This window comes from Roseibium album (genome assembly GCF_965233825.1).
In the GTDB taxonomy this organism is placed as follows: Bacteria; Pseudomonadota; Alphaproteobacteria; order Rhizobiales; family Stappiaceae; genus Roseibium; species Roseibium album.
Map to the genome: position 1 here is coordinate 5,160,748 of NZ_OZ247583.1, position 13,521 is coordinate 5,174,268.

At 57.1% G+C, this 13,521-nt stretch carries 11 protein-coding genes; 6 read left to right on the top strand and 5 right to left on the bottom strand.

Going from position 1 to position 13,521, the window contains the following annotated elements:
* The first annotated feature begins 35 nt into the window (after positions 1 to 35).
* Complete coding sequence (locus ACO6TI_RS23665) at positions 36 to 2,315, top strand: bifunctional diguanylate cyclase/phosphodiesterase (RefSeq protein WP_422383487.1); 2,280 nt, start codon at positions 36 to 38, stop codon at positions 2,313 to 2,315.
* 12 nt (positions 2,316 to 2,327) lie between these two features.
* Here ACO6TI_RS23665 and ACO6TI_RS23670 read toward each other — a convergent pair whose 3' ends face one another.
* A complete protein-coding gene (locus ACO6TI_RS23670) occupies positions 2,328 to 3,278 on the bottom strand; it encodes an ArgK/MeaB family GTPase (RefSeq protein ID WP_422383488.1) in 951 nt (316 codons plus the stop codon).
* 37 nt (positions 3,279 to 3,315) lie between these two features.
* Positions 3,316 to 5,988: a pyruvate, phosphate dikinase gene (ppdK, locus tag ACO6TI_RS23675; protein WP_422383489.1), complete on the bottom strand. Its 2,673-nt coding sequence runs from the start codon at positions 5,986 to 5,988 to the stop codon at positions 3,316 to 3,318.
* A gap of 276 nt (positions 5,989 to 6,264) precedes the next feature.
* On the opposite strand from ppdK, the gene ACO6TI_RS23680 reads away from it, so the two are divergent.
* Positions 6,265 to 8,052 carry a tetratricopeptide repeat protein gene (locus ACO6TI_RS23680; protein WP_082442410.1) on the top strand — a complete coding sequence of 596 codons (1,788 nt, stop codon included), beginning with the start codon at positions 6,265 to 6,267 and terminating at the stop codon, positions 8,050 to 8,052.
* Positions 8,053 to 8,065: 13 nt separating this feature from the next.
* Positions 8,066 to 8,944, top strand: coding sequence for a 4-(cytidine 5'-diphospho)-2-C-methyl-D-erythritol kinase (locus ACO6TI_RS23685; RefSeq protein WP_422383490.1), 879 nt, complete (start codon positions 8,066 to 8,068; stop codon positions 8,942 to 8,944).
* 341 nt (positions 8,945 to 9,285) lie between these two features.
* On the opposite strand, the gene ACO6TI_RS23690 is transcribed toward ACO6TI_RS23685, so the two are convergent.
* Positions 9,286 to 10,302: a polyprenyl synthetase family protein gene (locus tag ACO6TI_RS23690; protein ID WP_055116135.1), complete on the bottom strand. Its 1,017-nt coding sequence runs from the start codon at positions 10,300 to 10,302 to the stop codon at positions 9,286 to 9,288.
* 176 nt (positions 10,303 to 10,478) lie between these two features.
* Here ACO6TI_RS23690 and ACO6TI_RS23695 point away from each other — a divergent pair, with 176 nt between their 5' ends.
* Together ACO6TI_RS23695 and ACO6TI_RS23700 are read left to right on the top strand one after the other, a co-directional pair.
* Positions 10,479 to 10,715 carry a DUF2007 domain-containing protein gene (locus ACO6TI_RS23695; protein ID WP_029061622.1) on the top strand — a complete coding sequence of 79 codons (237 nt, stop codon included), beginning with the start codon at positions 10,479 to 10,481 and terminating at the stop codon, positions 10,713 to 10,715.
* A 1-nt stretch (position 10,716) separates the two neighbouring features.
* Positions 10,717 to 11,517, top strand: coding sequence for a tRNA1(Val) (adenine(37)-N6)-methyltransferase (locus tag ACO6TI_RS23700; RefSeq protein WP_422383491.1), 801 nt, complete (start codon positions 10,717 to 10,719; stop codon positions 11,515 to 11,517).
* A gap of 12 nt (positions 11,518 to 11,529) precedes the next feature.
* Here ACO6TI_RS23700 and ACO6TI_RS23705 read toward each other — a convergent pair whose 3' ends face one another.
* The gene (locus tag ACO6TI_RS23705) at positions 11,530 to 11,802 is read right to left on the bottom strand and encodes an usg protein (protein ID WP_055116878.1); all 273 of its coding nucleotides are present in this window, start codon (positions 11,800 to 11,802) and stop codon (positions 11,530 to 11,532) included.
* A 147-nt stretch (positions 11,803 to 11,949) separates the two neighbouring features.
* A complete protein-coding gene (locus tag ACO6TI_RS23710; RefSeq protein ID WP_055116139.1) occupies positions 11,950 to 12,297 on the bottom strand; it encodes a c-type cytochrome in 348 nt (115 codons plus the stop codon).
* 165 nt (positions 12,298 to 12,462) lie between these two features.
* Here ACO6TI_RS23710 and ACO6TI_RS23715 point away from each other — a divergent pair, with 165 nt between their 5' ends.
* The gene (locus ACO6TI_RS23715; protein ID WP_055116140.1) at positions 12,463 to 13,401 is read left to right on the top strand and encodes an AAA family ATPase; all 939 of its coding nucleotides are present in this window, start codon (positions 12,463 to 12,465) and stop codon (positions 13,399 to 13,401) included.
* Positions 13,402 to 13,521: the final 120 nt, after the last annotated feature.

The following is a 13,521-nucleotide window of genomic DNA, read 5'->3' on the forward strand; positions in this document are numbered from 1 at the left end:
TCGACAATACTCGCCCGCATGAACTGGGCCTTTACATGAACAGATCGATCAAAAACTCAGGCGGTCAAATCGCCAGTGCGATCATTTTTCCGATGCTGATTGTCGTGTTGACATCTGTCCTCGGTATTTTCGCACTATTGAACTGGTCTGCGCATTTGTCCGATGAAACTGCTGAAGACTCCCAGCACAAGCTCGTCGCTGGCGCGCTGCAACTCACCAGAAACTACATTGCAAAGCAGCAAACCGGCGTTGTTATCTGGGATGAAGCTTATCGCGCTGTGGACGATCCGGAAGCCAACCGGGTCTGGATCCGCAACAACATGATGAACTGGCTGTCCCGGAACCATGGTTTCAACCGATCTGTTCTCTTCGGTTCCGACTTTGAAGTCGCTTCCGTCTTTGCACATGATGATAACACCGAGTGGTTGAACCCGGCACTTGTTGACGAGTTGCAGCCTGCGATCGCGAAAGTTCGCGCCCAATACATAAACTCATTCCAGAAGACACCATCCGGTCTGTTCAGCTTCATGCCAAAGGGGGGTGAAACGCATCTGTCCATAGCGGAGACAGGCAAGGTTTCGCTCTACGGCGAGCCTCACCTTTTTACTGCAGCAGCTGTCGTCCCGCAAATCCAGTCGGTTTTCGCCTCACGCAAACCTCCGGCAGTGCTCGTCAGCCTGATACCCTTGCGCGGCCAGAAACTGAACAATATCTCCAGCATGTCGCGTCTTGCGGGATTTGTTCTGGCGCCGGATCAGGTTGAACGGGATGGGGTTGGAGCCTATCAGCTCAAATCCCCAAGGGGGAACAACATTGGCGTCATTGCCTGGCAGGCCAGCCAGCCGGGTACACAGATGCTTCAGCGGATCAATCCCTTTCTGGCGGTCGCCGCAATGATTATCGCGGCCGTCGTCATCGCCGTGACGGTCTTTACGCGGCAAATGACCAGACGACTTGCAAGAAGCGAAGCCAAGGCGGTTCACTCTGCACAGCATGATGCCCTTTCCGGCCTTCCGAACAGATCAAGTTTTCAGGCAATGCTCACCAGGGTCCTGGAAGAAAGTGCGCAAAAGGGCACCAGCACTGCTGTCGTTTACATGGATCTGGATCACTTCAAGGACATCAATGACACGCTTGGACATTCTGCCGGGGACAAGGTCATTGTTGCCGTCGCCAATCGTCTGAAACACGTGCTTCCGGACAACGGTATCGTTGCCCGTATCAGCGGTGACGAATTCGCGATGGTGATCAGCGACTGCGACAATGACGAATGGCTGGAATACATCCTCGATCAGGTACAGGACGAGATATCGCGCCCTGTCATGATCGGCCGGCGCGAACTGTTTGCAAGCCTGTCGATGGGTGCAGCTATTGGCCCCAAGGACGGCAAGAACCCGGACGAATTGCTGCGCAAGGCCGATATCGCGCTCTATGACGCCAAGGCCAACGGTCGTAACAGGCGTTCGTTCTTCGAACCGACGATGGAGCAGCATGTTCAGTCGAAGGACAAGATGTCCCGGGAACTCAGGTTGGCTCTGCGAAACGATGAACTGGATCTGGCCTATCAACCCCTGTCGGACACCGACGCAAAGAAAATCGTCTCTGTCGAAGCTCTTGCCAGATGGACCAAGGACGACGGCACGGTGGTGCCCCCGTCCCAGTTCATTCCGGTGGCCGAGGAAACCGGACTGATAAACGATCTCGGCATCTGGGTTCTGAACAAGGCCTGCGCACGCGCGCACGACTGGCCGGGCGTCGTCGTCTCTGTCAACGTGTCGCCCAACCAGTTCAAGCATCCTCGGTTTGTCGAAAAGGTCATGGCTATTCTGGCAGCAAACAACCTGCCGCCCGAAAGGCTGGAAATCGAAGTTACCGAAAGCGTCTTTGCCGGACGGGATGACACGGTTTTGAATGCCCTGAGGAGGCTGAAAGGCCTGGGTGTCAAAGTCGCGCTGGACGACTTCGGTTCGGGTTACTCCAGCCTGAGCTATCTGCGCCGCTTTCCGTTCGATACGCTGAAGATCGACCGGGACTTTGTCTCTGACATGAACGGCAACCCGGAAGCGGAAGCCATCCTGGTTTCCATTATCCAGCTCGGCAAGGCGCTCGGCATGACGATTGTCGCGGAAGGCATCGAAACCATCGACCAAATCCGCTTCCTTCAAGCGCATGACTGTCATCGCATGCAGGGCTATTTCATCTCAAGGCCGCTCACCAGCACGGCACTGAGCCAGTTCCTGGAGAACTTTCAAGCCATTGCCGCAGGTGAGTTGCCCGACGGGTTCGAACTCCAGGCTCAAAGCGCCAAAGGTTGATTTGAGTGCATCTCAGAAAAGGCGTTGCCGGATCAGGGAAGCAAAGGAATGGAAGCTCGAAAACGGCCGGCGCCGGGCGAGCAACAACCAATCCTCTCCGCCCTTGCGTTCTGCCATATCCAATCCTGCCATCCCGAATTCGGTGCGCACCATGTCCTTGAACCAGGACACATGCTGCTTTTGACGGGTCTCATCGAGACCCTTTTCGACGAGAGTGTTGAAATGCGCGTCCACGCTTGCCACAAGGTCCGCCACGCCGCGGCCCGTCTGCGATGAAACCTCCACAACGGGAACATTCCAGGATGACCGGGGTACGGCCCCTAGAGACAGGGCGCCGGAAACGTCAGAGGCTGCCCGCCGCGCAAGCGCACCCATGTCTGCCTTTGTAACGGCCACCACATCGGGCAGTTCCATTATTCCGGCCTTCATGAATTGCAGGCTGTCCCCCGATCCTGGCTGGATGCACAACACAACCGTGTCCGCCACTTGCCTCAAGTCGCCCTCCGATTGGCCGATGCCGACCGTTTCGACAATCACCTGATCACAGACTGCCCTGAGAACGGCAATAGCGGCCACGGAGTGATCGGAAAGCCCCCCGAGGCGGTTTCGCGCGGCCATGGAACGGACAAAAACCGCCTCGTCGGTGGGATCTGTCTTGAGACGCGTACGATCCCCCAGGAGCGCCCCTCCGGTAACCGACGAGGATGGATCGACGGCAAGAACCGCCACCCGTTTTTCCTCGGCCCGACAGGTCCTGATAAGTGCATCGGTCAGGCTCGATTTGCCAACACCAGGGGGGCCCGTCAGTCCGAGAACGCAACCGCCCTTCGCAGTGCAGACCCGGTCAAGAAATTCGGCAGTTTCAGCATCCTGGGCATGTGTTTCCAGCCGTGTGAGAACCCGGGACAACAGGCGTTTCCCTCCCGTGCCCAATTCCTCCAGCGTCGGAAACTCACTCACCATGTTCCCCTGGTCGAGATTTCGGTGCTGCGCAAGGTGATCAGCCGTCCCGCCTGTGTTTCAAGGCTGACTGGGCCGCTGCGAGACGTGCGATCGGAACCCGGAAAGGTGAACAGGACACGTAATCCAGTCCGACACTCTCGCAGAATGAAATCGACGCCGGATCCCCGCCGTGTTCTCCGCAAATGCCGAGTTTGATATCCGCGCGCGTCGAGCGCCCACGTTCCACACCGATCTTGATCAACTCACCGACCCCGTCCGGGTCCAGGGACACGAACGGGTCCTGCTCCAGTATGCCCCGGGTTTGATAGGTACCCAGAAACGAGGCGGCATCATCGCGCGAGATACCAAATGTGGTTTGGGTCAGGTCGTTCGTGCCAAAGGAGAAGAATTCCGCCGATTCCGCAATCTCAGCGGCTTTGAGCGCGGCACGCGGCAATTCGACCATTGTGCCGATCTGATAGGTGAGCTCCCTGCCGGTTTCCTCGGCGACCGCCTCAGCCATCGCCTCGATGCTTTTGCGGACGTGATCAAGCTCTCCCTTGAGACCGACCAGCGGCACCATGATTTCCGGAACGACAGGCGCTCCGGTTGTCTTGGCGGCCTCGACCGCGGCTTCGAAGATGGCCCGGGCCTGCATTTCCGCAATTTCCGGATAGGAAACCAGCAGACGGCAGCCGCGATGTCCAAGCATCGGATTGAATTCCTCAAGCGCTAGCGCCCTGTCACGCAGCCGTTCCGGATCGGCGCCCATCGCGTTGGCGACGTCACCGAGTTCTTCTTCCGACTTCGGCAGGAACTCGTGCAAAGGTGGATCCAGCAAGCGGATGGTGACCGGCAGACCATGCATGATTTCAAAGAGGTCCGTGAAATCCTGGCGCTGCATCGGCAGCAGTTTCGCAAGCGCTGCCCTGCGGCCCTCCTCTGAATCGGCAAGGATCATCTCACGGACTGCAATTATCCGCTCGCCTTCAAAAAACATGTGTTCCGTGCGGCAGAGCCCGATCCCCTCGGCGCCGAATTCACGCGCAACCTTGGCGTCCTGCGGGGTCTCGGCGTTGGTCCTGACTTTCATCCGCCGGACATTGTCCGCCCATCCCATCAGCGTGCCGAAATCGCCAGAAAGCGTCGGTTGCAGCATGCTCACTTCACCGGACAGGACCTGACCGGTCGCCCCGTCCACGGTAATCACGTCGCCTTCCTTCAACTGCCTTCCGGCAGCGTTAATCACACCATTGCGGTAGTCGACCCGCAACATCCCCGCGCCTGCCACGCAGGGTTTCCCCATTCCACGCGCAACCACCGCCGCATGACTGGTCATGCCGCCGCGGCTTGTCAGGATGCCTTCGGCAGCATGCATGCCGTGAATGTCTTCCGGACTGGTTTCGACCCTGACCAGGATCGTCTTGCGCCCTTCCGCCTTTGCTTTTTCCGCTTCATCGGACGTAAACACGATCGCACCGGAAGCCGCACCGGGAGACGCCGGCAGTCCGGTCGTGATCACGTCACGCTCGGCATCGGGATCGATCGTCGGGTGCAAAAGCTGGTCAAGTGCACCAGGTTCAACCCGGCCTATTGCCTCTTCTTCACCCAGAACACCTTCTTCCACCAGATCCACGGCAATCCTGAGTGCTGCCTTGGCCGTGCGCTTTCCCGCACGTGTCTGCAGCATCCAGAGCTTTCCCTTTTCGATGGTGAATTCCAGATCCTGCATGTCCTTGTAGTGTGCTTCGAGCTTTGAGCAGTAGGTTTTGAATTCCCCGAAGGCCGCCGGCATCAGCGCTTCGAGCGAAGGACTGGAGGACCCCGCCTCGATGCGCGCCTTTTCGGTGATGTCCTGCGGTGTGCGGATACCGGCAACCACATCTTCCCCTTGCGCATTGACCAGGAATTCGCCGTAAAGAGCGTTTTCACCGGTTGACGGGTTGCGCGTGAATGCGACGCCCGTCGCCGAACTTTCACCCATGTTGCCAAACACCATGGCCTGAACGTTGACCGCAGTGCCCCAGTTGCCCGGAATATCGTGAAGGCGCCTGTAGGTTACAGCTCGCGGCACCATCCATGAGCTGAAGACAGCGCCGATTGCGCCCCAAAGCTGCTCCTGCGGATCCTGCGGAAACGGCTTTTCCAGTTCTTCTTCAACCAGTGCCTTGAACTTTTCAATGATCCCAAGCCAGGCGTCGGCATCGATCTCGGTGTCAAGCGCAAGTTCGTTGCGTTCCTTGTAATCCTCAAGGATCTCCTCAAACTCGTGATGGTCGAGCCCCAGAACCACATCCGAATACATCTGAATGAAACGGCGGTAGCTGTCATAGGCAAACCTGCGATCGCCGGCTTCTCTGGCTATCGCCTCGACAGTCCGGTCGTTCAGCCCGAGATTAAGGACCGTGTCCATCATGCCCGGCATCGAGACCCTTGCTCCCGACCGCACGGAAACAAGAAGCGGGCGCTCGGGATCACCAAATTTGCGTCCTGTGTTCGAACCGATCTTTTCAAGCGCTTCGACGACCTGCGCGCGGAGAGCTTCCGGATAGGTCTTCCCGTGTTCGTAATACCAGGTGCAGACTTCTGTCGTAATTGTGAAACCGGGAGGCACCGGCAGGCCCAGGCTGCTCATTTCAGCAAGGTTGGCGCCCTTCCCACCGAGAAGGTTGCGCATCTCCGCTGCACCCTCTGCCACACCATTGCCGAAACTGTAGACCCATTTGGCCATTTGAAATTCTCCTCGCAAGGCACCGGAGACGCTCCGGTTCCGCCAATTTTTGCACCGCACATAACTGCTACGGCAAAGAAATGTCTTCAAGCCCTTTTTGGCGGATTGCCGATTTGTTTCGATTTAACTCGCAAGAATTTCCACGATGGGCAAAATCAAATGGATTTAAACCCTCAGAAAGTTTCCGGGGTCGCCTTGCCGCAGAGCCTTAAAGACGCCATTCTCAAGAGTAATAAGCAACGATCCAATCTGCCCATCGATCGAAAAGTGCGAGGAATGATGACAAATTTGGCTGGCGCCGCTTCCCTGAAGGACCGCAAGATTTTCAGGTTTAAGGTCCTCGCGCTGGCAAGCGCCATCGCCCTGACGCCTCTCGCAGCCGGTGCTGAAACCGACTCGAAGACGCAGTCATTCGGAACCCCCTCCAATTTGCCGTATACGCTTTCAGGCAGTTATCTTTCAGGCCGGCTCGCAGGTTTCCAGAAAGACTATGGACATGCCGCTGCTTTCTACGAGGAAACGCTCGCAGCCGACCCGACCAACACGATGCTTCTGGAGCGAACCTTTCTGCTGAAGCTGGCCAATGGTGACGTCGAAGAGGCCGTTCACTATGCCGCCGAGCTTGAAAAGGCGGGTCTTGAAAACTTTCTCGCACAGCTTGCTCTCGGTGGTCAGCGCGTTGCAGACGGCAGTTACATCGAAGCGGATCAGGCGCTCGAAAGAGGCAGGAATGGTCCGCTCGCGCAGCTTTCCATCGGGATCTCCCGGGCCTGGTCTTTATATGGCAGCGGAAAAGTCGACGAAGCCCTGGCCATCATCGATGATCTGAAAGGCCCGGACTGGTTTGGCGTTTTCAAGGCGACCCACAAGGCCCATCTGCAGTTCGCAGCCGGCAGAAATCAGGAGGCGCTGGCAACCATCGAGGGTGCCTATGCACTTGATCAGGCAGCGATCCGCGTCGTGGACGCCTACGCGCGCATCTTGGCCGCCAACGGCCGACAGAAAGAGGCCATCGCCGCACTCGATCTATACGACCAGCAATTCAGGGGTCATCCGAAAATCGCCCAGACCAGAAAAGTGCTGGAAAGCGGTGAAATTATTCCGCCCATGGTATCGGACCCGGCCCAGGGCATGGCCGAAATCCTTTACGGGTTGGGCGCGGTCATCGGGCGTGATGGCGGAGAAGAGCTGTCGACGTCCTATCTTCAACTCGCGTTGCATCTGGACCCGAATGCAGAGTTTGCCGCAATAGCACTGGGAAGCGTTTTTGAACGTATGGACCAGCCTGCCCGCGCGATCGATGCCTTCATGCGGGTCCCAGACGATAGCGTCCTGAAACGCGAAGCGGAAATCCAGGTCGGTCTGAACTACAACGCACTGGAGCAAGTCGACGAAGCCAGGAAGCACCTGGAGGCCCTGATCGAGATTGATCCGTCAGATCTGGAGGCTGTCGTTGCGCTTGGCAATATTCTGCGTTCGCACGAAATCTATGACGAAGCCGAAGTCATCTACTCCCAGGGCATCGATACGATATCGGAGTTTGAAGCCCAGCATTGGCTTCTGCTCTACTTCCGCGGCATCAGCCGCGAACGTCTCGGCGACTGGGACAAGGCAGAAGCAGATTTTCGCAAGGCTCTTGAACTCAACGAAAACCAGCCACTCGTCCTGAACTATCTCGGATATTCCCTTGTCGACCAGGGCCTGAAGCTGGATGAAGCGCTGGATATGATCCGGACCGCCGTGGAGATGCGCCCGACCGACGGCTATATCGTCGATAGCCTGGGTTGGGTCTACTACCGGCTCGGCCGATTTGAGGAAGCTGTCAAGGAACTCGAGCGCGCCATCGAGCTCCGCCCGGCAGATCCTGTCATCAACGACCATCTTGGTGATGCGTACTGGATGGTCGGCCGTCGAAACGAGGCCCGGTTCCAATGGAACCATGCCCGCGATCTCGGTCCTGCGGAAAAGGACCTACCCAAGATCCTCGACAAGATTGCCAATGGCATGACCGACGTTCCCGGAACGGATGCGGCAAAAGCCGAAAGTGACCAGAACGGCGGCTGAACGGAATACGCAGGTGACACACACATCGGTGGAGCGCCGGGTTGAACTCGCGCGGGCGAAAGTCAACTTGACGCTGCATGTTACCGGGCAACGTCCGGATGGCTATCATCTACTCGATTCTCTAGTCGCGTTTCCGCAGATCGGCGACCGTCTGTGCGCAGAACCTGCCGACAGACTTGAGCTCATCATCAACGGCCCGTTTGCCAGAAATCTCGACGGTCCTGCGGAGGAAAACCTGATCGTGAAGGCCGTCGCGGCGTTTGCGAATTCCAGCGGGATTCCAGCGCCCAAACTTCGCATTGATCTCACCAAGCGACTGCCTGTTGCTTCGGGGATCGGGGGCGGATCAAGCAATGCCGCAACGATGCTGCGGCTGCTGGAGGACATTACCGGTCAATATCTCGCCGAAGACACTTTGCACGAACTTGCCCTTTCGCTTGGGGCCGATGTGCCAGTCTGCTTGAACCAGGAACCGCAAATCATGGCTGGCATCGGTGATGTCATTCGGCAGGGGCCTCAACTTCCCAAATGCGGCATTGTACTGGTCAATCCAAAGGTTGAAGTCTCAACACCCGACGTTTTCAGATCATTGGCAAGGCGCGACAATCCGGCAATGCCATTGATGCCTGAAGTGTTTGAAAGCCCGGATCATCTGGCCAGCTATCTGGCGACCTGCCGCAACGACCTGCAGGAACCGGCAATCAGCCTCTGTCCCGAGATTGACAGCACCTTGTCAGCCCTCGAAGGCAGTGATCACATCAAACTGGCGCGCATGTCAGGTTCCGGCGCAACCTGTTTCGGCCTTTGTGAACAAGAAGAAGCACTGGAGGTTGAGCGCGCACTTCGAGCCTCGTTTGGGAATTGGTGGATTGCAGCCGGCGCTTTGACGTGAGGTCACGCATGCCCGGCCAAGCAAGAAGCCAGGGCGCACTATTGTGCCGCCTCTTTGCTAGCCGAATTTCTTACTGGGATCTTGTGCACGTCCCGGCAATATCGGGGCCATGTGTTGTCGGAAGCTGTGACCCGGCTCGGCGCGTCGCAAGCGCGATGCAATGCACCAGATAGGATGGAACGTCGCCTGAAACTGCTACAAGGCTCCCAAGGCGCCGGTAAAATTCACCAGCTACCTGTGTTGACCGGCGCCCTCGGTGAGCCGAAATGCGGATCACCATTCGCTGTTTCAGTCGGCGAAATCTTCGCGGTCAATCGATCCGACACTCATAAGGATGTGTTCTAGCTCACGCGGGCGATACAAAACGCCACGGCGTCCGCCAGTGCCTCGTTGTGACGCCCCTGCGGCAATGCTTCGAGTGCCTTCAAGGCCTTGTCACCATAGTCGCGTGCCCTGACGACCGTGTCACTCAAGGCATCATGTTTTTTCAGCAAATCGATTGCCTGTTCCAGGTCGCCGTCTTCAACGTCGTCGCCTTCCAGGCAGCGCTTCCAGAAAGCTCTGTCTTCATCCGTTCCGCGCGCGACTGCCAGAACGACAGGAAGCGTAATCTTGCCTTCACGGAAATCATCGCCGACATCCTTGCCAAGGTCCGCCGTGGATCCGCCATAATCAAGAGCGTCGTCCACCAGCTGGAAAGCATATCCAAGCTCCATGCCATAGGTACGTGCAGCCAGTTTCATGCTGTCATCCTGACCCGCAATCACCGGACCGACTTCTGCCGCCGCCGCGAAAAGTGCGGCGGTTTTGGCCTCAATGACGCGCAGATAATCAGCTTCCGTCGTCGCAATGTTCTTGGCCGCACCGAGCTGGAGCACTTCCCCTTCGGCAATGATCGCCGATGCAGTTGAAAGGATCCGAAGCGCTTCAAGCGAGCCGACATCGACCATCATCTTGAAGGCCTGGCCGAGAAGATAGTCGCCGACCAGCACGCTGGCCTGATTGCCCCAGAGTTTGCGGGCCGCCAGTTTGCCTCTGCGCATATCGCTCTCGTCAACGACATCGTCATGAAGCAATGTCGCTGTGTGCATGAATTCGACACTCGCCGCCAGCGTGACATCGCCGTTGCCCTGATAGTCAAAGATATCGGCCAGGGCCAGCGTCAGCATCGGGCGGAGCCGCTTGCCACCAGAAGCGATCAGGTGCTTGGCGATCTCCGGGATCAATTCAACATTGGAGCCCGCCTTGGAGAGGATCAACTCGTTCACATCGGCCATGCCCGGAGCCACGAGGTCCACAAGCGATTGTATGTTTGGACGGCGCGACTGGCTGTCAGAATAGGTTGCGACAACGGCCACTTATGGCACTCCCCTGAATATTTGTGCGGACAATATGGTGCGAACGCTTCCGGGGCAAGACGCCAGTCCGATGACAAACTGTTGAAATGCCACAAACAGCTGCTTTTGCTGTACACCAGTTCCGCAGGGCGTTTATGGCAAGCGCCCCACTTCTAGCCGCTAAGCCCGGAAAACATATGGAAGAACTTGTCAGAACAAACGATCCGGTCCTCATTTCCTTCCTGGAATCGATTCTCGAAGAGGCAGGCATCAAGCATTTTGTCGCAGATGGCAATATGAGCATCATGGAAGGATCGCTGGCGATGATCCCAAGGCGGATTCTTGTCGATGCGGACCAGATCCACAAGGCACGCAACCTTGTTCGGGACGCTGGCCTGGAACACGAATTGCGACCTGCAAGAGACGATACCTGACATGACGGAGGTGCAGGACCCCGCCTCCGGGGATGTCACGCATGATGCGTTTCTTGGAGGACGAGTTTATGTTTATCAGCCGAGAAAAGACCGGCATCGCGCCGGATTGGACGCTGTCTTTCTGGCCGCTGCCCTGCCCGTGGAAACCACGGGCCGAATTGTCGATCTTGGTTCTGGTGTCGGAACTGCCGGATTTTGTGCTGCTGCGCGCCTGCCGGACATAAGTGTCACTCTTGTCGAGATCGACGAGGCCGTTTTATCTCTCGCTCAAAAAGCGCTTCAGGACCCTGAAAACACCCATTTCGCGGATCGCATCGATTTGCTGCATGCTGATATCACTGCAAAGGGAAGTCTTCGCCACGCCAACGGCCTTTTGCCATCGATGGCTGATCACGCCATCATGAATCCTCCCTATTACGAAGCCGACAGGTTCCGGGCGTCACCGAAATCGGGCCGCGCAGGCGCACACATGCTGGACGAGCGCGGGCTTGAGCCCTGGGTGAAGACTGCCGCGGACATCGTCCGGGAAGGCGGAAGCCTCACGGTCATTTTTCGAGCGGACGGTCTTCATGAACTTCTGAGTGTTCTTCAAGGCCGGTTCGGCGCAATCGATGTCATTCCGCTGCGTCCGCGTCCGGACGCTCCGGCGACACGCATCGTGCTCCGTGCGATCCGCGCCAGCAAGGCTCCCCTGAAACTCATGCCCGGGTTTGTACTGCATGAGAGTGAAGGTTCGGATTTCACTTCTCAATCGAAAAACATCATGCGCGGCGGCCAGGGCCTCGGCCTGACACCGCGCTAAATCCATCGCCTTCTAGTGGACCAGAATTTCACCTTCTGCGTACCGGAAGTCGACGGGATCAATCAAATTCTGATGCGCGACGCGAACAGAATGTATCCGCCCATCAATCTCCCTCTCCCAGAAATCCAGAAACCTGGTCAGTTCGGGAAACTGCGGCGCCAGGTCCTCTGTTTGCCAGAGAAAGCTTTGCAGGAACTTCGGATGATCCGGCATTCTGTAGAGAATCTCGGCTGTAAGAAGCCCGTATCCCAAAATGCGTTTTTCAAAGTCTGAGCTGGTTTTCATGCCAATCCTTTCTTTGCTGCAAAGAAAGAGTGTCACGGATACTCAGTTAACCAAAACCAACTTTTTGCGAATAGTTGTTTACAAACAGCATTTTAGCAGCATTCGCGCAATACTGCTAACAAGTCTACACCACCGTTTTGTTCGGATCTATCTGGCCTGGATTGACGTCAGGTACCCCAGGAATGCGTCGATATCATCCGGTGCGAAAGCGAATTCCGGCATGTTGTCGTGAGCTGTCACGATACCCTCCGCCAGGGGTTCTTCGAGGCTTTCCAGCGGATAGCGTTTTGACAGGTCACGAAAAGCCGGGGCACCATTTTGCGCACTCGTATCGTCAATTGCGACAGCGTGACAAGACGCGCAGTGAATTTCCGCAAGTTCCAGTCCCGTTGCCAGGCTGACAGGATCGGAAGGATAGGCCCCGTCCGAGCCGTGAGCAGCGCCGCTCACCACGACGACGAGTGCGGTTGCCAGAAACAGCTTGCGGTATGACACGGATTTCTCTCCCCTGAATCGCGTTCAATCCTTATAGATGGTTCGCACGCGTGTGCCCATTAGGAGGAACACGGGTGTGCCGGGTCTGGTCTACTTTGGTCCGGGCTGACCTTCTCGTTGTCGCTCCTATATAATGACCACAAATCAGAACACCCCGGAGGATCCATGAGCCAGACTCCCCTTCCCGCATCCATCGACGATACGCTTCATCTCATGGATCAGGCGGGGTATGTCGCGGACAGGTCGCTTGCAACTGTCCTCCACCTGGCCCTCAAGATGAAGCGCCCCCTTTTTCTCGAAGGCGAAGCCGGTGTCGGCAAGACTGAAATCGCCAAGGTTTTGTCGACCACGCTCGGCCGTGACCTTATCCGCCTTCAGTGTTACGAGGGCCTTGATATCGCGTCTGCGGTCTACGAGTGGAATTACCCGGCACAGATGGTTGAAATCCGGGTCGCGGAAGCCGCTGGCGATACCGAGCATCAGGAATTGTCCAAATCAATCTTCGACGAACGCTTTCTCATCAAGCGGCCCGTTCTCCAGGCACTTGAGCCCTCCTTGAACGGAGCACCCGTGTTCCTGATTGATGAACTCGACCGCGCAGACGAGGCCTTTGAAGCCTTCCTGCTGGAGGTTCTTGCAGACAGTCAGGTCTCGATCCCCGAACTCGGCACGGTAAAAGCCGATGAACCGCCCATCGTCATCATCACGACAAACCGCACGCGCGAAATTCATGATGCCCTCAAACGCCGCTGCCTTTACCACTGGGTCGATTATCCTGACGCCGAACGCGAACTGGAGATCGTCCGCAGAAAAGTGCCGGGCGCGGCAGAGCGACTTGCGCATGAAGTTGTCGCTTTCGTCCAGAAACTGCGCGCGGACGAAGACCTCTTCAAGCAGCCGGGGGTCGCCGAAACGCTCGACTGGGCGACGGCCCTTTCCGAACTCAATGAAATCGCGCTCGATCCGGACATGGCATCCGATACGCTCGGCGTGCTTTTGAAGTATCAGGATGACATCGAGCGGGTTCGAGGTTCAAAGGTCCGCCTCATGATCGATGAAATCCGCAAGGATGTGCCTCAAGTGCAATCAATGCCGGCGATCTGAGATTGTGACCTTTGTGAACCATATCCTCTCCTCCCCCGAGTTCCCTCTCAACGGGGCGGCAATTCCTAACAGACATCCGTCAGGCCCTCCTGTTCCATATCAGAGAGGCTCGGGTGTTTG